Source organism: Bacteroides sp. OM08-11 (genome assembly GCF_003438665.1).
GTDB lineage: Bacteria > Bacteroidota > Bacteroidia > Bacteroidales > Bacteroidaceae > Bacteroides > Bacteroides cutis.
This window is the reverse complement of the sequence record NZ_QSTJ01000004.1, coordinates 314,138-338,825: the sequence shown is the minus strand read 5'-3', so window position 1 is coordinate 338,825 and position 24,688 is coordinate 314,138. Positions and strand designations below refer to the sequence as shown.

General features: G+C 41.9%; 16 protein-coding genes. 10 read left to right on the top strand and 6 right to left on the bottom strand.

Annotated elements, in window-relative coordinates:
- The first annotated feature begins 112 nt into the window (after positions 1-112).
- The 8 genes from DXC10_RS09885 (at position 113) to DXC10_RS09845 (ending at position 9,121) form a co-directional block, all read left to right on the top strand.
- Complete coding sequence (locus DXC10_RS09885; protein ID WP_101544963.1) at positions 113-1,093, top strand: hypothetical protein; 981 nt, start codon at positions 113-115, stop codon at positions 1,091-1,093.
- A gap of 134 nt (positions 1,094-1,227) precedes the next feature.
- Positions 1,228-2,328: an ATP/GTP-binding protein gene (locus DXC10_RS09880; protein ID WP_101544965.1), complete on the top strand. Its 1,101-nt coding sequence runs from the start codon at positions 1,228-1,230 to the stop codon at positions 2,326-2,328.
- Complete coding sequence (locus DXC10_RS09875; RefSeq protein ID WP_101544968.1) at positions 2,325-3,137, top strand: hypothetical protein; 813 nt, start codon at positions 2,325-2,327, stop codon at positions 3,135-3,137. Before DXC10_RS09880 ends, DXC10_RS09875 begins: the two co-directional genes overlap by 4 nt.
- A 760-nt stretch (positions 3,138-3,897) precedes the next feature.
- Positions 3,898-4,692, top strand: a complete 795-nt coding sequence (locus DXC10_RS09870; protein WP_101545134.1) for an ADP-ribosylglycohydrolase family protein — start codon at positions 3,898-3,900, stop codon at positions 4,690-4,692.
- A 354-nt stretch (positions 4,693-5,046) separates the two neighbouring features.
- Positions 5,047-5,535 carry an HU family DNA-binding protein gene (locus DXC10_RS09860; protein ID WP_117737788.1) on the top strand — a complete coding sequence of 163 codons (489 nt, stop codon included), beginning with the start codon at positions 5,047-5,049 and terminating at the stop codon, positions 5,533-5,535.
- Positions 5,536-5,753: 218 nt separating this feature from the next.
- Positions 5,754-6,014 (top strand): OadG family protein, encoded by a 261-nt coding sequence (locus DXC10_RS09855; protein ID WP_101544975.1) that lies wholly within the window; start codon positions 5,754-5,756, stop codon positions 6,012-6,014.
- Between the two features lie 39 nt (positions 6,015-6,053).
- The gene (locus DXC10_RS09850) at positions 6,054-7,886 is read left to right on the top strand and encodes a biotin/lipoyl-containing protein (RefSeq protein WP_101544977.1); all 1,833 of its coding nucleotides are present in this window, start codon (positions 6,054-6,056) and stop codon (positions 7,884-7,886) included.
- Entirely contained in the window at positions 7,886-9,121 is a 1,236-nt protein-coding gene (locus DXC10_RS09845) for a sodium ion-translocating decarboxylase subunit beta (protein WP_101544979.1), read from the top strand. The genes DXC10_RS09850 and DXC10_RS09845 overlap by 1 nt, the downstream gene beginning before the upstream one ends.
- 86 nt (positions 9,122-9,207) lie before the next feature.
- Here DXC10_RS09845 and DXC10_RS09840 read toward each other — a convergent pair whose 3' ends face one another.
- The 6 genes from DXC10_RS09840 to DXC10_RS09815 all read right to left on the bottom strand — a co-directional run bounded on the left by DXC10_RS09840 (position 9,208) and on the right by DXC10_RS09815 (position 19,537).
- Positions 9,208-10,479 (bottom strand): TolC family protein, encoded by a 1,272-nt coding sequence (locus tag DXC10_RS09840; protein ID WP_117737787.1) that lies wholly within the window; start codon positions 10,477-10,479, stop codon positions 9,208-9,210.
- A 40-nt stretch (positions 10,480-10,519) separates the two neighbouring features.
- Entirely contained in the window at positions 10,520-13,552 is a 3,033-nt protein-coding gene (locus tag DXC10_RS09835) for an efflux RND transporter permease subunit (protein ID WP_117737786.1), read from the bottom strand.
- A 12-nt stretch (positions 13,553-13,564) separates the two neighbouring features.
- A complete protein-coding gene (locus DXC10_RS09830; protein ID WP_117737785.1) occupies positions 13,565-14,617 on the bottom strand; it encodes an efflux RND transporter periplasmic adaptor subunit in 1,053 nt (350 codons plus the stop codon).
- Between the two features lie 117 nt (positions 14,618-14,734).
- Positions 14,735-17,047 carry a family 65 glycosyl hydrolase domain-containing protein gene (locus DXC10_RS09825; RefSeq protein WP_117737784.1) on the bottom strand — a complete coding sequence of 771 codons (2,313 nt, stop codon included), beginning with the start codon at positions 17,045-17,047 and terminating at the stop codon, positions 14,735-14,737.
- A gap of 80 nt (positions 17,048-17,127) precedes the next feature.
- On the bottom strand, positions 17,128-18,501 hold the full coding sequence (locus DXC10_RS09820; protein ID WP_117737783.1) for an SLC45 family MFS transporter: 1,374 nt from the start codon (positions 18,499-18,501) through the stop codon (positions 17,128-17,130).
- Between the two features lie 31 nt (positions 18,502-18,532).
- Positions 18,533-19,537: a LacI family DNA-binding transcriptional regulator gene (locus tag DXC10_RS09815; RefSeq protein WP_117737782.1), complete on the bottom strand. Its 1,005-nt coding sequence runs from the start codon at positions 19,535-19,537 to the stop codon at positions 18,533-18,535.
- 528 nt (positions 19,538-20,065) lie between these two features.
- Between DXC10_RS09815 and DXC10_RS09810 the strand changes: the two genes are divergently transcribed.
- Both DXC10_RS09810 and DXC10_RS09805 read left to right on the top strand, forming a co-directional pair.
- Positions 20,066-23,032 (top strand): TonB-dependent receptor, encoded by a 2,967-nt coding sequence (locus DXC10_RS09810; RefSeq protein WP_101544992.1) that lies wholly within the window; start codon positions 20,066-20,068, stop codon positions 23,030-23,032.
- A 12-nt stretch (positions 23,033-23,044) separates the two neighbouring features.
- Complete coding sequence (locus tag DXC10_RS09805) at positions 23,045-24,682, top strand: RagB/SusD family nutrient uptake outer membrane protein (protein WP_117737781.1); 1,638 nt, start codon at positions 23,045-23,047, stop codon at positions 24,680-24,682.
- Positions 24,683-24,688 lie beyond the last annotated feature (6 nt).

Below are 24,688 nucleotides of genomic sequence, written 5' to 3'. Positions count from 1 at the left end.
AGTAATGAAAAACTTTGTACCTCTTTATTTATTGTGGGAAGAAAGTGTTACCTTTGTTTCTGTAACTTTGCCGTTCCTCTCTACCTTATTATTATAAACACAAAATTTCAAAATGAAATACATCTCTCTTTTTCTCTTACTTACCCTCCTTTGGGGACTGACAGCCTGCTCGAAACCTTCCGGTAAGACGTTGATGAACTACGAACAGTCCCTTGTCCGTGCCGACTCGCTGGTACAGACGGGTATTGTTGACAGTGCCCAAGCCGTCCGCCTGATTTCCGACTTGCACCGTGAATACAATCAGATAAAGAAACTTTCCGATGGCAGGCATGTGCGGTTGAAACCGGTCAGTGGTTACGAACGTTTCTTCTGGGGAGTGTTTTCTATAATCATGTTCAGTATCTCCGGTGCTATGTTGTTCAGCCTTGTCCGGTTCAAGAAAGAGCGCCGTCACCGCAACTACCTTATCACCCTGAGCGAGAATGAACAGCGTCTGCGCAACAACGAACGCGAACGTGAGGAACTGGAAGAGTGCTTGAAGGAGATGTCGCTGACCGACGAAGAGCGCGAAGAAGTGCATGGCTCGCTGACAAACCTCATGGAACATGGCAGTCGTCTGGATAAAGAAAACGAGTCACTCCGCACCCGTCTCAAGGAGTATGAAGACAACCCCGTGCCTCGCGAACTGGAACTGTTGAGGAAAGAGGGCGAGCGTGTCCGTATGCTCGACGGGCAGGTACAGGCGCTCGCTTCCGCCATGATAGACGCAGACGAGGTGATGAAGCAGTTGCGTACACAGCCCAAATACCTTGCGGACAGCCAGTGGGAGTATTTGCAGAAGCTTACTGACAGAGTGTACAAGGGCGCTTCCAAACGCCTTGTCTTGCGTTTTCCCCAGCTTACGCCTGCCGACAGCCAGCTTTGCATGCTTATCCGCCTGCACTTCAGCAATGCGCAGATTGCCACGCTCACTGCCGTGTCTCCCGCTTCCGTGTCCCAGCAGAAGTTCCGCCTGAAGAAACGGATGATGCAGGTGGATGGCAGGTTGTTTGCCGATGGAGAGACGCTGGATACAGTAGTGTGTCATGTCTGAAATTTCGGATTGCAAGACAACAGCAACAAGGGTATGAAACTATTAGGTGGGCATTAAGATAAATTAAGCCCGTAATTTTTTTACGGAAATCCTTTTCCGTATCTTTGTCTTCTGAAAGTTAAGTCAATAGAAGTATGTTAGTAAAATTCGCTGTTACCAACTATCGTGGATTTGCAGACCGCATCGAGTGGGATTTGTCAAATCCGGCAAATTATGAGTTCAATAAAAATGCTATCAAAGACGGTATCATAAAAAATGGTATAGTATATGGTCCGAACGGGTCGGGTAAAACAAACTTCAGTTTGGCCTTATTCGATATTGAGAACCATTTGTCTCCCAAATGGAAAAAGATAGATTATTATGTGAACTTCATTTATGCCGGAAAGAAAGAGGGAACAGTCGAGTTTGAATATACATTTAGATTTGGGAACGAGACAATTCTCTATACCTATTCCAAAGGTGCAGGCGGTATATTAGCGTCCGAATCGCTTCGAGTGGACGATAATTTGGTTTTTGAACGGAAGAATGGTTCTTTTTGTATAGACAAGCAACAGTTTCCTATGGAAGAAACCATAGAGAATAACCTCGGAAGCAATGCAAATAACGTGTCGATAGTCAATTTCTTATTGACTTCTTATCCCTTAAGCAAAGAGCATTATCTGATAAAACTCAGCAAGTTTGTTAACTCTATGCTTTGGTTCAGAAATCTCGATATAAGGGAGTTTATCGGGCTTGAAACAAGCGTAACGAATCTTGATGAGTTTATCATTGCAAATGGGCTACTCAAAGAATTTTCAAATTTCCTGCAGAGTGTCAGCGGGCAGAATTTTCAACTTACTGTGCATTCCTCTACTGATAAGCAGATTCTTTGTGATATAGACGGTTCTGAGATTCCCTTTAACTTGGTTGCATCTACGGGAACCAGATCACTGCAATTACTTTATTTTTGGATGAAACGAATGAGTGAAGCGTCATTTGTCTTTATTGACGAATTTGATGCGTTCTATCATTTCCGTTTAGCCTTTGAAGTGTGCAAAATGCTGTTCAATATGGATTGTCAGATATTTACGTCTTCGCATAATACATATTTGATGACAAATGATTTGCTGCGTCCGGACTGTAATTTCATCTTGAATGAAAATAAGATTAAGCCTTTGTGTGACTGTACAGATAAAGAGTTGAGATTCGGACACAATATTGAGAAACTTTTTCGGGGTAACACTTTTAAAGTATGATTCTATTTATTTTTGAAGGCAAGAAATGTGAACCTCGTCTTTTTGAGACTTTGAAACATTTGTTTTTCACCAAAGAGGTGGAGCCTTTTGTTTGTACTTACAATAGCAATATCTATTCTTTGTATTCAAAGTTGAAGGGGTATGACGTCTTTGAAAATGTTACAGCAAGCGGAAATACGGTAACTATACTTAATGATATATTGCAAAAGAACGGGGATGATACTCTTGCTGGCATTCTGGAAGTAGATGTTTCTGAAATATTCTTGTTTTTTGATTATGATTTTCAAGAATCCCGATTGACATTGGAAGAGAATAACCGGCATATTGGTGAAATGCTGGAGTATTTTGACGATGAAACCGGAAATGGGAAATTGTATATCAATTATCCGATGGTGGAGTCTGTGTTCTATACCAAGCAACTGCCGGATAAGGATTATCTGAGTTATGACATTACTCGTGAGAAATGTTATAATTTTAAAGCCTTGGCTCGTGATTTTTCTTTTTATAATTCTTTTGAGCATCTGCTTGTATCAGGTAATAAAAATGAGAAAGAGGAAAAGAAGTTGCTGAAACAACAGGTTGCTAAAGAGAATTGGTTGCATTTGACCGATATGAATGTTCGGAAGGCAAACTTCATTTGTGTAGGTGTTGATGCTATACCAGTTTTAAAAGAAAATCTCGCTCAGAGCAACATATATGAAAATCAACTGGCTAAGTATGTAAATACAGAAAATTGCAGAGTAGCTGTCTTGAACTCATTTCCGATATTTTTATATGATTATTTTAGAGATATAGCCAACCTGTGTTGATTTATTAGGACAAAAAGTCGCTGATTTCCCCTATTCTCAATTCTGTTTTGCTACTAATATAACCTCGGTCTTATACTGAACCCTATTCAGTCGTATACTGAATGCCATTCAGTCGTATATTGAATCCTATTCAGTCGTATACTGAATTACCCCCACTTCAGAAGGCGTTCCGGGAGGGGATGGACTGTGGCAGATTGATGGCTTGAAGCGGATGGTTTTGGATTTTGAAATGTTGTTACAAAATGAGAAGTGGGTAGATTTGTAATTTTAGAAAATATTGCTATTCATAGTTTTCTTTCTCTTTTGTATTTACGTTTAATAGAAGAATATCAGATGATGATTTTGAAAGCCTTGCAAAACTAGCTGTTATTTGTTATATTATAGTACCTTAGCCACTTTGATAGATTGATTTATCAGGTGCAGGCAGAGGTTGGTGGAAAACTTACTGGGCTAACAGGAAAACTACAGAATAATTATAAATCAAGAAAAAATGGTTGGTGGGAGAGATTCAAAAACAGTCTGTTTGCTGATGACCAATTTACGTAAACAGATAGCAGAGGCTAATGGCATAGAATATGTACAGACAGAATGTACTCATGTGGGATCTTGCAGTGGCACTTGCCCGGCATGTGAACAGGAATTGCAGGATCTTGAACGGAAATTGAATGAGAAAGAAAGTAGAGGAGAGCATGTAATAATAGATTGTGTATCTCTTTTTAATGAGGAATTGCTATCTTTCAGAAATAAAAATATTGAAGCGATGAATACAGAAGATATTTTGTTGGGAGCCATTGCCGGAGACATAATAGGCTCTGTCTATGAATTCTCGCCGGTAAAAGAGTGGAATTTCCCATTGTTTACCGAAGCATCGAAGTTTACCGATGACACCGTTATGACAGTTGCCAATGCAGATTGGTTGTTGACGGGAGATAGTCTTTTAGGTATCATGCAGGATTATGGAAACCGTTATCCATTAGCAGGATATGGTAGTAGTTTTATCCGTTGGCTATGGGCTGATGATCCGCAGCCTTATAATAGTTGGGGAAACGGCTCGGCCATGCGTGTCAGTCCTGTGGGATGGTTTTTTGATACACTGGAGGAAACATTGGTTGCGGCAAAGCGGAGCGCGGAAGTAACGCACAATCACTCTGAAGGGATAAAAGGAGCGCAGGCTACGGCGGCTTGTGTCTTTTTGGCACGTACGGGCAAATCCAAGCAGGAGATAAAGAAGTATGTAGAGGAGATGTTTGGTTATAATCTTAGTCGTACTTGTAATGAGATAAGGCCTACTTATAGTTATGATATTTCTTGTCAAGGTACGGTGCCGGAATCTATCATTGCTTTTTTGGAAAGCACGGACTATGAAAGTGCTATTCGGCTGACTGTATCTTTAAGAGGAGATGCGGATACGATGGGGGCTATTACGGGTGGCATTGCGGAAGCCTATTATGGTGGTGTACCTGACTTTATAAAGGAGGAAGTTATCAAAAGATTACCTGATGAGTTTGTGACGGTAATGAGAAAATTCTCGATTGCAAAATTAAAATGTAAATGATATCATAACAACCACCTTGTAGAGCCAGAAGATATAGGTGTATTCATTATCAGATATTTATGGATAGTGTTTGTAGAGATTACTACCTTGTTCTTCTTATTCCTGCTTTATATTTTCCTTCTCCTTGTAGAGACGGTGTTTTTGTAATCTTTTGTTTTTAAGTGATTTATGTAAATCGGCTGTAGATGCCATTTTCTTGTTTTCCCTTGTACCTTGCCCTAACTTTGCAACATCGAATTTGAGAAAAGCAGACGGCTGAACCGTTGAGGCCTCACGATGAAGACTTCTGTTTCTCGGGTGAGACAAGAGAAACCGGATATACATTATTAATTAATCATTTAAAACATTACGATTATGGCATTTTTTAGAAGAATTCAGAAGAAAGTAAACGATTTGTGGTACCCTCAATCAGTAACCTGGGGCAAGGCGGTTACTACCCGTGAAGTGGCAGATGAACTGTCCGTTCTCTCTACCGTGACCCGTGGTGACACGTATGCGGTAATGGAGAACTTGGGACGTGTATTGAGTAATTTCATGGGGCAGGGACGTACTGTGAAGATAGACGGCATAGGTACCTTCTATTATACGGCTACTTCTGCCAAAAGAGGGGTGCCGACGGCTGAGGAGGTAAGCGCTTCGCTGATTAACGGGGTACGTGTCCGTTTCTTGCCCGAAGTGGAGCGTAACAGTGGCCGCCAGGTGACTACCCGCAGCATGGTGAATACAAAGATTGTTTGGGAAGAGTGGGGCAAGTTGTCTGTTTCTTCCGGTGACTCTTCCACCGGCGGCAATCCGGGTGAGGGCGGTAGCGATGAAGACCAGAACGAGAATCCGTTGGGATAGGGAGGTTCCGCCGTTAGCTCAGCTTTTTAGTTGACAGGACCTGAGGGGACGAGTTGACGAGGGGGAAGTATTCTCCTTGTCAACTCGTCCCCTTGTTCTTTCTTCCCGGACTCCTATTTTAGCAAATTTTATTATTATATTTCTGCATTTTCTCATCAATTATCGCTAATTTCGGACGTTTTTATCTAAAAATGGCTGAATAACTAATAAATTATAATATGGAAAACTTGAATACGGCACTTTTGCTGATGGTTGTGGGTATGGCTACGGTCTTTGCTATCCTGTTGATTGTTATCTATATGGGAAAAGGTCTTATTGCGCTTGTGAATAAATATGTCCCTGAAGAAGTGGTGCCTGCCAAAGCTGTGGGGAATGCTCCTGCACCTATTCCCGGAAATATCCTGGCTGCTATCAGTGCGGCTGTAACAGTGGTTACACAAGGTAAAGGTAAGGTGGCGAAGGTAGAAAAAATTAAATAGTAAAATTAATCTTATATAAAAAATACACTGAAAAATAGTATGAAAAGAGAAATTAAATTCAGCTTGGTGTTCAGGGATATGTGGCAGAGTGCCGGAAAATATGTTCCTCGTGTAGACCAGCTGGTGAAGGTTGCTCCCGCTATTATTGAGATGGGCTGTTTTGCCCGTGTAGAAACCAATGGCGGAGGTTTTGAACAGGTAAATTTATTGTTTGGGGAAAATCCTAATAAAGCCGTACGCGAATGGACGAAACCATTCCATGAAGCAGGTATTCAGACTCATATGTTGGATCGTGCACTGAACGGGCTTCGTATGAGCCCTGTACCGGCCGACGTGCGTAAACTTTTTTATAAAGTAAAGAAAGCGCAGGGTACGGATATCACTCGTACTTTCTGCGGATTGAATGATACCCGTAATATTATTCCTTCTATCGGCTATGCACATGATGCGGGAATGATTTCCCAATGTTCGCTGTGTATCACTTTCTCTCCGGTGCACACGGTGGAATATTATGTGAACATGGCTAAGGAACTCATTGAGGCGGGTGCAGATGAGATTTGTATTAAGGATATGGCCGGCATCGGGCGTCCGGTATCTTTGGGTAAGATTGTAGCAGGTATCAAGAAGATAAAAGATATTCCTGTCCAGTATCATAGCCATGCGGGCCCCGGTTTTAATATGGCAAGTATCCTTGAGGTTTGTGAGGCAGGTTGCGATTATATAGACGTGGGTATGGAGCCGCTTTCATGGGGTACGGGACATGCTGACTTGCTCAGTGTACAGGCTATGTTGAAAGACGCCGGTTTCCAGGTGCCTGAAATCAATATGGAAGCCTATATGAAAGTCCGTGCTCTTATTCAGGAGTTTATGGATGACTTCCTCGGACTTTACATCAGCCCGAGAAATCGCTTGATGAATTCCCTGTTGATAGGTCCGGGACTTCCGGGTGGTATGATGGGTAGCCTGATGGCTGACTTGGAGTCCAATCTGGAATCTATCAATAAGTATAAGGCAAAACGTAATTTGCCGTTTATGACGCAAGACCAGTTGCTTATCAAGTTGTTCAACGAAGTGGCATACGTTTGGCCCCGTGTGGGTTATCCACCGTTGGTGACCCCGTTCAGCCAGTATGTTAAGAACCTTTCCATGATGAATGTCATCGCTATGGAGAAAGGTAAGGAACGTTGGGGGATGATTGCCGATGACATCTGGGATATGTTGCTGGGCAAGGCAGGTAAGTTGCCGGGTACGTTGGCTCCCGAACTGATAGAAAAGGCTGAACGTGAAGGACGTAAATTCTTCACCGGAAATCCGCAGGACAACTATCCTGACGCGTTGGACAAGTACCGCAAGATGATGAAAGAGAATAAATGGGAACTTGGCGAGGACGAAGAGGAACTCTTTGAATATGCCATGCATCCGGCACAATATGAGGCATATAAAAGCGGTAAGGCGAAAGAAGATTTCTTGGCTGATGTTGAAAAACGCCGTGCAGAACGGGATAAATCTCCGTTGGATGATGCCAAACCTAAAACTCTCACGGTGCAGGTGGACGGACAGGCTTATCGCGTAACGGTGGCCTATGGTGACATTGATCTTCCGGCTTCCGCTACTGAAAAGGTTACTGCTCCCGTAGGTGAAGGGCAAGATGTGCCGGCTCCGCTGGAAGGTAAGTTCTTCCTTACCAAGAATGCGCAGGAAACTCCTCTGAAAGTGGGGGATAAGGTAGAGAAGGGCGATCTCCTTTGCTATATTGAAGCCATGAAGACGTACAATGCCATCCGTGCCGACTTTGCCGGAACGGTGACTGCCATTTGCGTTAATCCGGGTGACTCTGTTTCTGAAGATGATGTATTAATGAAGATTGGATAATGGAAGATATATTTGCAAAACTCTATGATATGACGGCTTTCAGCAATATTATTGCCGATCCGTCATTCCTCGTGATGTATGCCATTGCTTTCATTCTGCTTTATCTGGGAATTAAGAAACACTACGAACCGTTGTTGTTGGTGCCTATCGCTTTCGGTGTACTCATAGCCAACTTTCCCGGCGGTGATATGGGGGTAATTCAGGCGGATGAAAATGGAATGGTTATGGTAAACGGGGTGTTGAAGAATATCTGGGAAATGCCGTTGCATGAGATTGCACACGACTTGGGATTGATGAACTTCATCTATTATATGTTGATCAAGACCGGATTTTTGCCTCCCATTATCTTTATGGGAGTAGGTGCGTTGACAGACTTTGGACCGATGCTTCGTAATCTGCGTCTCTCTATATTCGGTGCGGCAGCGCAACTTGGTATTTTTACAGTATTGCTTTGTGCCGTGATGATAGGTTTTACTCCACAGGAAGCAGGTGCGCTGGGTATTATCGGTGGTGCCGATGGTCCGACGGCTATCTTTACTACGATTAAGCTGGCTCCTCATTTGTTGGGACCGATCGCTATTGCCGCTTATTCTTATATGGCTTTGGTGCCGGTGATTATTCCGTTGGTAGTAAAACTGTTCTGCTCCAAAAAGGAACTGATGATTAATATGAAAGAACAGGAGAAACTTTATCCTTCGAAGACGGAAATCAAGAACCTGCGGGTGTTGAAGATTATTTTCCCGATTGCAGTTACTACGATTGTAGCTCTTTTTGTGCCTACTGCGGTACCTTTGATCGGTATGTTGATGTTTGGCAATTTGATTAAGGAGATCGGTTCTGATACCAGTCGTTTATTCGATGCTGCTGCAAATAGTATCATGAATGCGGCAACTATTTTCTTGGGGTTGAGTGTGGGGGCTACGATGACCAGCGAAGCGTTCTTGAATTGGACGACTATCGGTATTGTAATAGGTGGCTTCCTTGCATTTGCTTTGTCAATTACGGGGGGGATTTTCTTTGTAAAGCTGTTTAATCTGTTCTCTAAGAAGAAGATTAACCCGTTGATTGGTGCAACCGGGTTGAGTGCCGTACCTATGGCGAGCCGTGTTTGTAATGATATCGCTACGAAATATGATCCGAAAAATCATGTGTTGAATTATTGTATGTCCAGTAATATTTCGGGTGTTATCGGTTCGGCTGTGGCAGCTGGTGTGCTGATCTCGTTTCTCGGGTAAATAAGTTTGCTGAATAATATTTTTAGGCACGGATTACACGTAATCCGTGCCTAAAATTTATAATACTTTTTCTGAACAGGCATTTTTTATTCGCTAATAACTTTTCTATATTCAGCCATCGCCATTTTAGCGGCAAGATGAGCATTGATTAAATTTGTTTGGGCCTGTGTCCATGACAGTTGTGCTGAAAGTACATCGACCATACTGGATTTTCCCTCATTGTAGGAAAAGGTAACAAGATCAAGGTTTTCTTCCGCAAGCTTTGTATTTTCTTCCGCGGTTTTTACTTGTTGTTCTGTTTCCGCCAGTTTGGTGGTGGCGGCAGATAGTTCTTCCAATATATTATCAGTGACATAACTTTGTTGCAGTTTCTGAATACCGATATAGGCTTTCTGTTGGCGGTTTGTCTTGAAACGGGCACCCCATCGGAAGATAGGTATGTTAAGATTGATCCCGGCAATGGGAGTATGCGGTACATCCAATCCCATGTATGTAATTCCCGTATCCCAACCTGTAGCGAGAAACATGTTGAGTTGGGGATTATATTTACTTAGGGCGGCTTTTCGTTGTGCTTCGCTCTTGGCTATATTGACGAATGTACCGGTATAGTCGGCACGGCGTTCTAAAACTTCATCCAGATTGAGAGGAGTGACCGATGGACAGGCAACATTGATCTCATAAAGACTGTCTACTGGTTCATCCGGTTTTGCTCCCATCAGTATATTCAATTGCTGTAGGGCGAGAGTGTGGTTTTGACGGGCCTTGATGAATTGCAGTTCGGCTTCTTTCTTGCGGGTAGATATCATTAGCAGATCGGTACGGCTGATGGCGCCATCGTTGAACCGGTCTTGGATGATGTTATATTGTTGGTCGATAATCTCTTCGAACTTTGCGGCAGCTTTAAGAATGGCCCATGCGGCAGAAGCATTCCAATAAACGGCGTCGCTCTGATAGTGAATTTGGTCTATAGTCAGTTCGATGGCAAGTTTGTCCAACTCTTCATCAGCTTTAGCTATTTTTTTTTGAGCAATCAATGCGCCTCCCGTATATAAAGGTTGGCCTAATGTAACCAATGCTTGATAAGTGTAAGGACGATATTCTCCTTTCGGACTGTTCCACTTGTCCAACCGATTCAGGTTGGCAGTACCCTCACCGGTAATGTCTATCTGTGGCAGAAAACCGGTAGCGGCTATTTTTCGCGCTTCGATACTTGCAACAGACTTCAATTGTTGCTGTTTCAAAATCTGACTGTAGGCTTCTACTTTGTCACGATAGGTTTCTCGGCTCAGGTATTGTTGTGCTCCGGCATTCAAGCCGAAACATAGCCAGAATAGAATAAATATATTTGTTTTCATCATTCAAACGATAAATAGTAAATCATCAAATAGTAAAATCATTTTATCCTTTAATCTTATGTATGGCGCAATATGCTACAGGCAATACGAACAGGGTCAATGCCGAAGCCACTAATAGCCCTCCCATGATTGTGGCTGCCATACCACCGAACATGGCATCGAACAATAATGGGAGCATACCTAAAATGGTAGTACCGGATGCCATCGCTACCGGAACAATACGGGTGATGGTTGCGCTGATAACCGCTTCGCGCGGTGTTTTTCCGGTAGCAGTTTCTGCATCAATCTGATCTACCAATACAATTGCATTCTTAATATTCATGCCAATTAGTCCCAGTAAACCGAGGATAGCGAAGAAATCGAACGTTTTACCCAATAATAATAACCCCGATACAATGCCGATAAAGATAAGCGGCAACATCAGTAAAATAACAATCGGTTTACGATATGTCTTGAATAAGAATAACAGGGTGACAAACATGAGAAAGAACGTCAATGGCAAATTGGCGGCTAAAGCAGCATTAGACTCTGCCTGGCTTTCTTGTTCACCGAAAAACTTCATTTTATATCCCTCGGGGATATCAATCTCTTCCTGCACTTGTTTCCATATACGGTTGAAGGCGGCGATGGCATTCACGCCACGGCGAGGATCGGCTTGTGCCATCATTACCATTTGACGGTTGTAGTTCTTTATATTAGAGAATTTATATTGGAAATCGAAATTACTGACTACCTGTTCCAGTGTCGTCGTTTCAGGTGTAGTACCGAATACAGGCAGAGTACGTAGATCGTTGATGTGGAAAGAACCTGTAGTGTTGTTTTTCAGTAGGATAGGAAGAACTTGGTCTCCTTGACGATATTCTCCCAACGTCATTCCATTTGTTCCGATCTGAATACTCTGTGCCATACTTTGGCGGGATACTCCTAACGGCTGTGCACGTTCTTGGCTATATATCGGTTTCCACACAGGTATCTTATTTCCCCAAGAATTGCGTATATTGATAAGCTCATTATCATGGTGCATTATTTCCAATGCTTGATTAGTCAGTTGTACCAGTGTGTCTACATTGTTACCGATAAAACCGATTTCAATAGCGGCATCTACCGCAGGAGATAATTTAAACAGCGTGGTACGAGTGATGGCATTGGGATAATTCACCTTCATGTAGGTATCTAACTTTTCCTCGTATTCTTTAGTGTATTTACTTTCTGTCAACTCTACCAGAAGATTGGCAAAGTTGGGCTTTGGACCAACGGAGGTCGATGCCAGATAATAACGCAACGGAGTACTTCCGAAGGTAACGGAAACTCGTTTCACTTCCGGTTGCTGCATTAAATGAGTTTCCACTTTCTTCATTTCTTTTTCCACATCATTGATACTGTAACCATCTGGATATAATACATCTGCACGGAAATAGGGTTTGTCCAATGATGGGAAAAAATTTTGAGGCATTAATCCCATGATGACAAGGGAGAGGATAAATAAAACGACCATGCTTCCCAATGTCAATACTTTCTTTCGTATCAATACGCTGAGTATGGAGGCAAATTTGTGATAGAACGGTTTGTCATACGGATCTTTGATAATATTACCGGTTTTAGCTTTCAATATGAAATTACCGAAAGTTGTAGTCTGCGTCAATGCCAGTACCCAACTCAAACCCAGCGAAATAGCAAGAACTATAAATAAAGGTTTTACGATTTCGGCAACAGAAGAGGGAGCCAGATATAACGGTAGAAATGAACAGATGGCAATAAAAGTTGCACCCAGCAATCCCCATTGTGGCCCGGTAGCCCCTTCTATCAGGGCTTTCCGTCTGTTTACGCCACGGGCTATGGCTATTTGGGCATTATCCGTCACCACGATGGCGTTGTCTACCAACATACCCATTGCTATGATAAATCCTGCCAGTGAGGTTCGATTCAAACCAACCCCCAGAAACGACATGATAAGCAATGTACCTCCGATGGAGAATATCAGGGAAGAACCGATAAGCAAACCTGCACGCATTCCCATCACCAACATGATGATGACAATTACAATCAGGATAGATTCTATCAAATTAATGATGAAACCATTATTCGCTTCTTTAGCTATGACGTTTTCAGGATAAAGACTTTCCAGTTCTAATCCTACGGGGATGAGAGGCAATAGTTCGGCAAGCTTTTCATCAACCAGTTCACCGGTTCTCACTACATCTTTTTGCGGGTCGGTAGAGACTCCGATTCCAATGGCGCGTTTCCCGTTTACGTGCATGATGGTACTTGGAGGATCTATATAACCTTTTTCAATGATAGCTATATCACCTAGTTTGACCTGTCCGCCCGGAGTAGTGATTATCTGATTACGGATATCGTTGACAGTTGTATATGTACCATTTGCCACAATACGCAGTTGCTGTTCACCTGCACTGATTTCACCGGTATTGATAATTTGGTTTTGAGATTGCAGTAAACTTGCCAGTTGTTTAGGGTCAATACCCATCCCTGCCAGTTTGCTTACGGAAATAAAAATGTTGATTACTTCCGTCTGTGTACCGAAGAGGGCTACTTTCATTACACCGTCAGCGGTGATGACCTGAGTCTTGATACGTTCGGCCCAGTCGCGCATTTCTTCGTATGAGAAACCGTCATCGCCAACCAAACCATAATAGATACCGAACACATCACCAAAGTCATCCGAGACGGTTGGGATAGAAGAACCGACTGGTAATTGAGGTTGTATATTGAGTACTTTACGGCGTAGTTCATCCCACTTTTGCGGTATAGATGCGGCAGAAAGTGACGGTTGCAACTCGAACGTAATTTTTGAAAGCCCGTACATGGACTCTGATTTTATTTTATATACTCCACTCATACTCTGTATTTCGCGGGAGATAGGTTCGGTGATGAGTCGTTCCACTTCGGCCGGTTCGGCTCCCGGATAGCGTGTCATGATGACCGCCGTCTTGATGACGAAGGGCGCATCCTCTTTCTTTCCCAAACGGCCGAATGAGAATATACCGCCGATGAGCAATACAGCGAGGAAGAAGTAGATAATCTTTGTGTTTTCTAATGAGTATTTGGCTAAGTTCATAATGAATATCGTTTAGTTAATCACCTTTATAGTTTGTCCCTCTACCAGTTGGTGAACTCCGGCTATAACAATGGTTTCTCCCGGTTTCACTCCTTTGGAAATGAGTAGATTTGCTTCACCTGTCGGTGAATATACGGTTACTTCACGACGACTGACTTTATCATTGTTTATTATCCAAACATATGTCTTTTTATCTCCACTCTCGCCAAATACCGCACTGAGGGGAATATTCATCATTTTTTCTTCTATAAACGGAGCGATATCCGAAGCCAACTTGATGTTACACGTAAATCCCGGTTTAACATCATATATGCTACGGTCGAAGGTAGGGTCATCGATTATGATGGTAACCGGAATGCCTGTACCGTCTGTCGATATATCAAGATACTCTTCTAACCTGGCATTGAATATTTTCCCTTTATAAGTGTCGAATTCCACTTTAAACGTAACATCTTTGGCACGGAGCAGATAGAGATAATCATCGGGTATGGTAAATTTGATACGTAACTTTTGGGTATTTACCAGCTGTACGATACTTTCTCCAGAGTTGACACGTTGGTAGTTTTCTACCAAACGTTTTTCGATGGATCCATCGAAAGGAGCAGATAATTTCGTATCCCGCATGTTGTTGGAAGACAATTCGTAAGCGGATTTTGCTTTTTGGTAATTAGCTACACTGATCTCATATTCTTGCAAGGAAATGGCTTGGCGACCCAACAGGCGCTTGTTACGCTCTACTTGGGCAGCCGCCGTTTCGTATGTAGCTTTGTCTGCTGCATATTGTAAGGCAATATCCCGTGGATCGATGGCGGCAATCAGTTGTCCTTTTCTTACCCGCTGCCCTTCTACTACCGGAAGATTAATGATTTGTCCACTGACACGAAATGCCAGTTTTACATATTCTACTGCTTCCACCATACCGGAGAAATCTTTGTGAATAACCGACTGTGAGCTGACAGTAGCGTTTTTTACAGGTCGGATGAGAGGGGGATCTTCCCCCTTTTTGTGCCCACAAGACGTAATTACAAGCGTCGTAATCAGGGCGAAGAGATACATTCTTTTCATTTCCTTTTGGCTAAAAACAAGTATTTTATTGTTCTATTAGGGTATAAAGGTCTAAGCTTGAAAAACGAAAACGATTTTCAAGTTTATAATTGTACTGTCCAAACAATGTATATAAGTTTATTCTACTGTTTTGATAGTCAAATCTAACCCTTGTCTTAGCTCATAAACGTTTTGGTAGACCTGTATGTTCAGTTTATTTCCAGTAGTAAGAGAGATTTTTATTTCTTTCCCAATATGTATATGTAAGGTGTTTCCTAAGTAATTTACTTTGAATGAGTAACTATCCCATTTTTGGGGTATGACAGGGGAGAATTTCAGTATGCCGTCTAGTATTTGCATACCGGCAAAACCACGTACAATGGCGAGCCAGCTACCCGGCATACTGGTGATATGTAGTCCCTGATCGGCTTCATTATTATAATCATCCAGATCGAGACGCGTGGTATGCAGGAAAAGTTGATATGCTTTTTCTACTTTACCGATACGTGCTGCCAATATGGCGTGAATATGAGGAGAGAGTGAGGACTCATGTACGGTCATAGGTTCGTAAAACTCAAAGTTGCGGCGAACAGTATCCGTATCGAAGTTAAAATAATAAAGGTATAGGCCAAGTAAGACATCACTTTGTTTGATGTAACATGAACGGAGGATACGATCCCATGACCAATGCTGGTTAATAGGACGTTCTTCAGCGGGAATGGTGTCTGCACTTTGTAACACTTTATCCATATAACCATCATTCTGTACAAAAATACCCTGCTCTTTATCTTCGGGTAAATACATGTTTTCGATGATATCTTTCCAGCGTTCACTTTCTTCCGTATACTTGAAGTTGGTGATACGACGTATACGTGTATATTCGTCGGGGTATTCCCGAGCGATGATTTCAATGTATTCAAGGGTCGTTTTGAGACATTGTATACATGAATAATTAGTGTACCAGTTATTGTCTACATTGTTTTCGTATTCATCCGGACCGGTGACTCCCAAAATTACGTATTTCTGTTTCGGTGTTGAGAAAGACACCCGTTGGCTCCAGAAGCGGCAGATGGCAATCATCACTTCCAAACCATAGTGTGCTATGTAATTCAACGAACCATTTATTGCTGCATGTTGGATAATGGCATAAACAATGATATTATTACGATGGATTTCTTCGAACGTAATTTCCCATTCGCTATGACATTCTTCTCCATTACTGGTTACTTGTGGAAAAAGAGCTGCACCATTATTAAAACCTAGTTTCTTGGCATTCTCTATTGCGTTGGGAAGCTGGTTATAGCGATATATCAACAGGTTTTTCACAATTTCCTTAGGAGTGGAAAAGAGAAAGAACGGCACACAGCATAGTTCGGTATTCCAATAAGTATTACCACTATATTTCTCCCCTGTGAAACCTTTCGGACCGATATTCAGGCGCGGGTCATCTCCTCGGTAGGTTTGGTAGAGTTGGAAAATATTGTAACGGACACCTTGTTGGGCTTCCGGGTCGCCTTCGATAATGACATCGGTTTCATTCCAGATTTCCTGCCAGGCTTTTTGGTGTTCTTCCAATAATGTATTCCAGCCGATGAGCTTGGCTTGCGATACTTCTGAAACGGATTGTTCAATCAAGTTATGCCGTTCGTAATAAAGTGAAGATGTGATAGCTACATATTTGATAAGCGTTATAGTATCATCAGGTTTTACATCGACACCTACACTGAAACCGGTTTGTTTACCCTTCTCTATCCGTATAGGGTTATGAGTGGCTTCCTTATTATTTTTTAGTAGTTGATAGGTCATTGCATAACATATTTGCGCATCTTCCCGTCGTGTTTGCGTCCAAAGATATGCACAATCATGGGTACCTCCTGAACGGAGGATATTCCAGATTTTTTCGCCCGGTTGTTCATTATCATCTACTATATGTCCGTCAAGAATGGGAACAAATGATATCTTACCACTATAATTGAGTGAAGTAACGCTGTATTTGATGAGGCATAGATTGGGATGTGCCATATCCGTGATATGCTCCACATGTAGGCGTAGTTGGTTACCTCGTGGAGAAGTAACCTCTACGTCACGATATGAAATACCGGCTTTCATGTCGAGCCTGCGGTAAAAACTATTCACATCCCATTGGGCGAGATCCAATTCTTCATCGATTAACCGGAGACTGATACGGCTCCAGTCGGCTGCATTGGGAATACGGGTAAAAAATTGGGGAAAACCATTTTTCCACCAATTTACCCGGGTTTTATCTAAAAAAGTGATGCCCCCGACAAAGCTCCCCCGGTAACTATCACTACTATAAGGCTCCTCAAAATTTCCCCGTTGGCCGAAACGACCGTTCCCGAGACTGAATATACTTTCCGACATCCGTAGGTGATCGGCATGAAAACTATCTTCGATGATATTCCATTCATCAATTTTGAGGTATTTCTTCATGGCATGTGTTTTCTGTAGTTGTCGCCGTAAAGATAAGCAATACACAGAAATAAAAAAGAAAAGCGAGGACAAAATAAATATCAGTCTACCCTTTCTCCTTTGGTCTCTTTGATGAGATACACACAAATCGCTCCGATAATCAACATTACACCTGCCATTACCAGCATGTTGATTTCAGGAGGGAGCATACCTTTGGGGGTGAACTGGGCGAGAATAGTTCCACCTAAAGCTGCCGCTACAATTTGCGGGATACAGATAGTACCGTTGAACAGTCCTAGATAGATACCCATGTGACCACCGGAAAGTGCATTTGTCAGGATGGTGAAAGGTAGTGCCAACATTGCTGCCCATGCGCAACCGATAAGCAGGAAGGATACAAACAAGACATATTGATTGTGCACGAAGAAGGTGGATATAAAACCGATACCTCCCAATACAAGGCTGAGAGCATAAATAAAGCGGCGATCCTTGAACATCGGGATACAGATAGCCCATATTACGGAACCGATAGCTTGTACGGCAAACAGTACGCCTACCCAATTGGCAGCTTCCTGATATTGAAGACTCTTGGTGTCGAGAACTATTTTACTGATACCGTTTGTGATATGTTCCACAGTAGGAGCATCGAATACATTGGCGGCAATGCTTCCGTTCGTATAAGTCCACATGAACATGAAGGCGAACCAACAGAAAAACTGTACCAGTCCTACTGTCCAGAAAGCTTTGGGAGCTTTGATGAGTAGTCTCAGCATATTCGTTTTTTCATGTTCTTCTTCTTTCGTAATGCCGTGGTACTCTGCATATTCGGCAGGTGGCATTTCTTTTACCTTGACAGAAGTATAGATGACGCACAATATCAATATGGCCGCTCCGATATAGAATGAATAAATTACAGAGTCGGGAATTACTCCTTGCGGAGCCGTATTGCTGAGGCCTATCCAAGCAAATATGAACGGGAACAAATAACCCACTAGGCTGCCGGCGTTGCATAAGAAACTTTGGATGGAGTAGGCTAGTCCTTTTTGTTTTTCATTTACCATGTCGCCCACCATCATTTTGAAAGGTTGCATTGCCATATTGATGGAAGTATCCAGAAACATTAAAGATACCAGTCCGAAAATCATTGCTGTACTTACCGCCATGCCAAAACTTCCTGCGTTGGGTAACAAACACATTACGATGACGGCAACCAGCGAACCGATAAACAAATAGGGGATACGACGTCCGAAGCGAGTCCACGTCTTATCACTGGCAGCTCCTACAATAGGCTGTACCAATATTCCCGCCAATGGTGGCAATATCCAGAAATAACTCAGATCATGTGGGTCGGCACCCAATGTTGAAAAGATACGGCTGATATTTGCACTTTGCAAGGCATACGCAATCTGTACGCCGAAAAAACCAAAGCTGATATTCCACAGCTTCCAGAAACTTAAATCGGGTTTTGCTTTCATGGTTCTAGTATGATATTAGATATTAACTTCTTTACTTCGTCGTTCCCCTCACCACAAGATTGGTTTTCACAATTTTATTATTATTTTTTTCTTCGCCTTCCAACTTATCTATCAGGATGTCGAAAGCGCTTTTACCAACTTCTTCCCCATGTTGTTCTACGGTAGTCAGTTTAGGATCGGTATTTTGAGCTATCGCTCCGTCCGTGAAGCCACAAATAGAAACTTCATCCGGAACTTTTATTCCTACCAGTTTGCAGGCGTAGAGAATACCCGATGCCGTTTCATCGTTAATGGCAAAGAAACCATCCGGACGTTTGTCTTGTTCCAGCAGATCGGGTGTGATGGCGATAGCACGTTCTCTCGTATCACAGAACTTTATCATACTGTCATCCACCGGAATTTTATATTTCTTCATGGCATCCAGATATCCGTTACGACGATTTTTAGTGATTTCCAGATGAGGGGCGGCACCGTAGAATAAAATGCGTTTACATCCTGTCTGAATCATATATTCCACTGCGGCAAATGATCCGGCATAATCATCCACAACCACTCGTTCCGTTTTCAGTCCGGTACAGATTCGGTCATAAAATACGATAGGTATGTTATTGTTCAACAATTCCTGATAATGGTCGTATTGAGAAGTATCTTTAGCTAACGATGATATTACACCACAAACACGGGCGGCAAGGAAAGAATGCACTATTTTTACCTCCTGTTCGTAGGACTCATTACTTTGTGCTACTATTATATTATAGCCTGCTTTAGCTGCCGCAGTCTCTATCCCGCTCAATACACACGAAAAGAAATGATGTACCAGTTGCGGTACAATCACCCCGATAGTATTGCTGCGGCTTGCTCGTAGGTTGACTGCCAGCACATTCGGCTTATAATTATGTTCACGCGCGTATGCATGGATAAGATTACGAGTTTCCTGACTGATGTCCGGATTGTCTTTGAGGGCTCTTGACACAGTAGAAGGGGAGACATTCAGTGCACGGGCAATATCCTTGATAGTAATCTGTGGTTTATTCATGGGTTAGATTTTATTTTTCAGCTTCCAAAGATAATGCAAAAATAGGAGTATTGGTAGATATAGCCCTCTTCATTGATAGTTATTAAGTTAAGTTGTAATGCAAACGATTGCGTATATGTCCATTAAGGTATGCTGCTCATCAATGACCCAATGGTTATCGTTTCCTATAGGGGGGAACTCTCGTTCCCTTTCGCGGAAACGCCAGTTCCCTTTAATGGAAACGCTGGTTTCTTTTAACGGGAACGTCGGTTTCTTCTAATGGGAACGAAAGTATCTCATTACGAAAACGGAAATACTAGGAAATAGGGAGAACGGAGTGAAAAGGTTTTCAATTTAACTGAGAGGGTCTCTAATGGGTGCAATCGTTTGCGTACTAACAATTGCATATTTTGTATCATTCCTATTCTTTACTAATTTATTAAATCATATTTTTGTTGCATCACACTGTGAAGAATAAGAGCTAAACGAAACTTAGATTTCGAAGTATATATAGGTAATTAATATTGTTAACTTTAATTTATTAAATGCATGAAGCAAGTTAATCTTAGAATCTATCGAACGATTCTTCCCCTTTTATTAGGGTTATTCTTGTCTGTAGGCGCTTATGCACAGAACATCACTGTGAAAGGTAATGTAAAGGATGCAATGGGTGAACCCATTATCGGTGCTAATGTACTACAAAAAGGTACTACAAATGGAGTCATTACTGACATTGACGGTAATTTTTCACTGCAAGCTCCTAAAGGAGCAATGCTCGTCATCTCTTTCGTAGGATATGTTTCAACAGAAGTACAGGTTGCTCCAACACTCAATGTAATTTTGAAGGAAGACAGTGAAATACTGGATGATGTGGTTGTAATCGGTTATGCCACTGGAAGTCAACGTACTGTTTCGGGAGCCGTGCAAAAAGTAGGACGTGAAGAAATGAATGCCGGTGTGGTAGTAAATCCATTGGCGGCGATTAAAGGAAAAGTGGCCGGAGTCAATATCCAGAAGAGTGGTAGTGACCCGACGGCATCACCTGCCATTCGTGTGCGTGGTACAACTTCTTTGACCGGCGGTAATGATCCATTGGTTATTATTGACGGTGTTTTCGGCGATCTGGGTATGTTGAATGCGATATCTCCTGCTGATATTGAGAATTTCACAGTGTTGAAAGATGCCTCTGAAACAGCGCAGTACGGTTCACGTGGTGCGTCTGGTGTTATTGTTGTAACTACCATTAAAGGTAAAAACGGTGTGAAGAGCTTGAGTTATGATGGTAGTTTCGGTATTGAAACCGTTTATAAGAATTTGGATATGTTGAGTGCCGATCAATATAGAGCAGTTGCCGAAGCACGAGGTATCAATATTTTGGATAAGGGTTATAGTACCGATTTCATGGATGAAATGCAGCAAGTAGGATATACCCAAAACCATCGCGTTTCTTTCTCTAATGGTAATGACGATTCTAATTATCGTGCTTCCATTGGTGTTATTGATCAGAAAGGTATCATCAAGAACAATACTATGCGTAACTATACGGCTAAATTGGATGCTGTACAGAATATGTTCAACAATAAATTGAAACTGGAATTCGGCATGTTCGGTTCATTGAAGCAGAGCCGTTACGTAAACGACTATCAAAAGACATTCTATTCTGCAGCTTCTTATAATCCCACCTTCCCGAGTTTTAAGAATCCGGAAACCGGTACTTGGGATGAGAATGCTGATGCCAATGAAGTACAAAATCCATTGGGACGTTTGGATATTGATGATCGTGAGACAAATGCTTACATTAATACTAATGCCCGTATTACTTATAGTTTCACGGATGATTTGAAATTAAGCGCATTCGGTTCGTATACTTATAATGTCAAGGAAAATAAGAAGTATATTCCTACTTCCATCAAGGCAGGTATGAGTAATCGTGGTGAGGCGTATCGCGGTGATAATAAGTCACAGTCTGTTTTGGCAAACTTGATGTTGACTTATAAGAAAGCCTTCGGTAAACATTATATTAACGCTTTGGCATTAGGTGAAATACAGCGTGTCACTAATACGGGGTTTGGTGCTACGGTACACGGATTTAGTTCAGACGATTTCATGTACAATAATCTGCAAGCTGGTGCAGTACTGAAGTGGGGGGACAATACTTCTTATTTCAACAATCCAAGTTTGGCTTCCTTCATGGCACGTGTCAACTATTCGTATGCCGATAAATATATCGTGACAGTGAATGCGCGTACCGATGGTTCGTCCAAGGTGGGTGCCAATAATAAATGGGCATTTTTCCCCTCTGCTTCTTTGGCATGGGTACTGAAGGAAGAAGGTTTCTTGAAAGATGTAGATCTTGTTAGTAATTTGAAGTTGAGGGCTGGTTATGGCTTAGCGGGTAATCAGGATGCCATCAGTTCCTATAACTCTCTTTCTTTGTTGAGTCCTAATGGTGTGACTACTGTGAACGGTGTTCCTGTGGTGACTATGGGTGTTACTCGTAACTACAATCCAGATTTAAAGTGGGAGGTTAAGAAGACTTTCGATGTAGGTGTGGATTTCGGTATGTTTGACGAACGTCTGACGTTGACCTTGGATTATTACAATTCAAAGACCACTGATTTACTCTACAATTATGATGTGAAGGTTCCTCCTTTCACTCATCCCACATTACTTGCCAACATGGGTGCCATGCGTAATACCGGTTTTGAAATAGCATTGGGTATTACTCCTCTGAAAACAAAAGATATGGAATTGAATATTAATGCCAACGTCGCTTTCCAAAAGAATAAGTTGCTTTCTTTGAATGGTACATATATGGGGCAGGAAATGACTGCCAAAGAATATATGAATTTAGGAGGAATGAATGGTGCAGGTTTCATCGGCGGTTATAATCAGATTATTTATCAGATGGTTGGTCAGCCTGTAGGTGTATTCTATTTGCCCAAATGTGATGGATTGGTAGACAATGGTTTTGGTGACTATACTTATCATATCCAAGATATTGATGGAGTGGAAGGAGTTGACTTGGCAGACGGAAAGGATCGTTATGTGGCAGGTCAGGCTATGCCGAAGGCTTTGTTGGGAGCTAATGTAAGTTTCCGCTATAAACAGTTCGATATTCAGGTACAGATGAATGGCGCTTTTGGACACAAGATTTACAACGGTACTTCATTGTCTTATATGAATATGAGCCAGTTCCCTACTTACAATGTAATGACTGAGGCTCCGGCAAAGAACATCAAGGACCAGACCGTTACCGATTATTGGTTGGAAAAGGGTGACTACCTGCATTTTGACTATGTGACTTTAGGTTGGAATTTGAATACCAAGAATTTAAAGAATATCAATTCTTTACGTTTAACGTTCTCTGTGAATAATTTGGCCACAATAACAGGTTACTCCGGCCTCTCTCCAATGATTAACAGCACAACGGTAGGTAGTGACCTTGGTATAGACGATAAACGTTTCTATCCGTTGTCTCGTACATATTCATTAGGACTTAGTGTTAATTTTTAATTCAAGGAAATTATGAAAAGAAGAATATTATATAGCATGCTGATTGCAGCTGCAACAACACTTGGCTTCTCTTCCTGTGACGACTTCTTGGGAGAAAACCCGAAAGATCAGATTACGGAAGAACAGGCTTATTCCAATTCTACATTGGTATATTTAAATACGGTGGCTACACTTTATACACAAGTGGGTGCTAATGGTGGAGGTTCCGGTTTACAAGGAACTGACCGAGGACTTTATGACTTGAACACTTTTACTACGGATGAGGCCATCCTTCCTACACGTGGGGGGGACTGGTATGACGGTGGTTTGTGGCAAGGTTTGTTCAAACATGACTGGGGTACTAAAAATGATTTGGTAAAGGGTTCTTGGGATTATCTTTATAGAGTAGTGGCACTTTCTAATACTTCTTTAGATAAACTAAAAGAAATATTGGAGAATGATCCGCAAAATAAAGTTGTACCGGGCTATATATCAGAAGTTCGTGCATTTCGTGCCATGTATTACTATTATCTGCTCGATATGTTTGCTCGTGTTCCGTTGGTAACTTCATCTACCATGGCTATGGAAGACGTGAAACAGTCTGAACGTTCTGCTGTATTCAATTTTGTATGGACCGAACTACAGGAATCTGTTACTGATTTAAGTGATGCACACAGTAATTTAACTGGTGAGTATTATGGTCGTATGACAAAACCGGTGGCTTATTTCCTTTTAGCTAAACTGGCTTTAAATGCAGAAGTTTATATGGATGACAACTGGATAGATGCTACAAAATTGGACGGTAAGAATATTAAGTTGATTGTGGATGGTACTGAAATGAATGCATGGCAGGCTACTATTGCTTACTGTGATAAAATAAAGGCTCTTGGATATGATTTGGAAAAAAAGTTTGAAGCAAACTTTTCTTTAAAGAATGAGTCTTCGGTAGAAAATATTTTCACCATTCCAATGGATGCGAATTTATATAAAAATGAATTTTATAATTTAATCCGTTCCCGCCACTATAATCATGGTAATGCTTACGGGCAAGGTGGGTGGAATGGCTCTTCTGCGACAAAAGAAGCTTTGGATGCGTTTGGATATAATACAAATAAACAAGATCCGCGTTTTGAATTAACTTATTACGCAGGTAAAGTTGAAGGTCCGAATGGAGTGATAAAGATGGATGATGGTTCGGATTTGGTATATGTACCGGAAGATGTTACTTTAGATTTGTCTAACAAACCGAATGAAAAGACTGCTGGTGCGCGTATGAAGAAATATGAGTTGGATGCTTCTGCTACCAATGACGGTAAGTTGCAAAGTAATGATATTGTCCTATTCCGTTATGCTGATGTGTTATTGATGAAAAGTGAAGCGAAGGTTCGTAATGGTGAAAGTGGACAAACTGAGTTGAATGATGTGCGTAAACGTGCTGGGGCTTCTTTGGATGTAGATGCTACCTTGGATAATCTACTCGCTGAACGTTTGAGAGAGTTTGCTTGGGAAGGTTTACGTCGTCAAGATTTGATACGTTTTGGTAAGTTCACTCGTGCTTACACAGATAGGCCACAGTTGAAAGAAGAGGCAAATGGATATACTACTGTATTCCCGATTCACGAAGATGTATTAAGCTTGAACACTAAGCTGACACAAAATTATGGTTATTAAAAGTTG

Bases quoted from the DNA above. Each gene is read 5' to 3' on its own strand.
- DXC10_RS09885 (WP_101544963.1), top strand. From the start codon at position 113: ATGAAATACATCTCTCTTTTTCTCTTACTTACCCTCCTTTGGGGACTG.
- DXC10_RS09880 (WP_101544965.1), top strand. From the start codon at position 1,228: ATGTTAGTAAAATTCGCTGTTACCAACTATCGTGGATTTGCAGACCGC.
- DXC10_RS09875 (WP_101544968.1), top strand. From the start codon at position 2,325: ATGATTCTATTTATTTTTGAAGGCAAGAAATGTGAACCTCGTCTTTTT.
- DXC10_RS09870 (WP_101545134.1), top strand. From the start codon at position 3,898: ATGAATACAGAAGATATTTTGTTGGGAGCCATTGCCGGAGACATAATA.
- DXC10_RS09860 (WP_117737788.1), top strand. From the start codon at position 5,047: ATGGCATTTTTTAGAAGAATTCAGAAGAAAGTAAACGATTTGTGGTAC.
- DXC10_RS09855 (WP_101544975.1), top strand. From the start codon at position 5,754: ATGGAAAACTTGAATACGGCACTTTTGCTGATGGTTGTGGGTATGGCT.
- DXC10_RS09850 (WP_101544977.1), top strand. From the start codon at position 6,054: ATGAAAAGAGAAATTAAATTCAGCTTGGTGTTCAGGGATATGTGGCAG.
- DXC10_RS09845 (WP_101544979.1), top strand. From the start codon at position 7,886: ATGGAAGATATATTTGCAAAACTCTATGATATGACGGCTTTCAGCAAT.
- DXC10_RS09840 (WP_117737787.1), bottom strand. From the start codon at position 10,479: ATGATGAAAACAAATATATTTATTCTATTCTGGCTATGTTTCGGCTTG.
- DXC10_RS09835 (WP_117737786.1), bottom strand. From the start codon at position 13,552: ATGAACTTAGCCAAATACTCATTAGAAAACACAAAGATTATCTACTTC.
- DXC10_RS09830 (WP_117737785.1), bottom strand. From the start codon at position 14,617: ATGAAAAGAATGTATCTCTTCGCCCTGATTACGACGCTTGTAATTACG.
- DXC10_RS09825 (WP_117737784.1), bottom strand. From the start codon at position 17,047: ATGAAGAAATACCTCAAAATTGATGAATGGAATATCATCGAAGATAGT.
- DXC10_RS09820 (WP_117737783.1), bottom strand. From the start codon at position 18,501: ATGAAAGCAAAACCCGATTTAAGTTTCTGGAAGCTGTGGAATATCAGC.
- DXC10_RS09815 (WP_117737782.1), bottom strand. From the start codon at position 19,537: ATGAATAAACCACAGATTACTATCAAGGATATTGCCCGTGCACTGAAT.
- DXC10_RS09810 (WP_101544992.1), top strand. From the start codon at position 20,066: ATGAAGCAAGTTAATCTTAGAATCTATCGAACGATTCTTCCCCTTTTA.
- DXC10_RS09805 (WP_117737781.1), top strand. From the start codon at position 23,045: ATGAAAAGAAGAATATTATATAGCATGCTGATTGCAGCTGCAACAACA.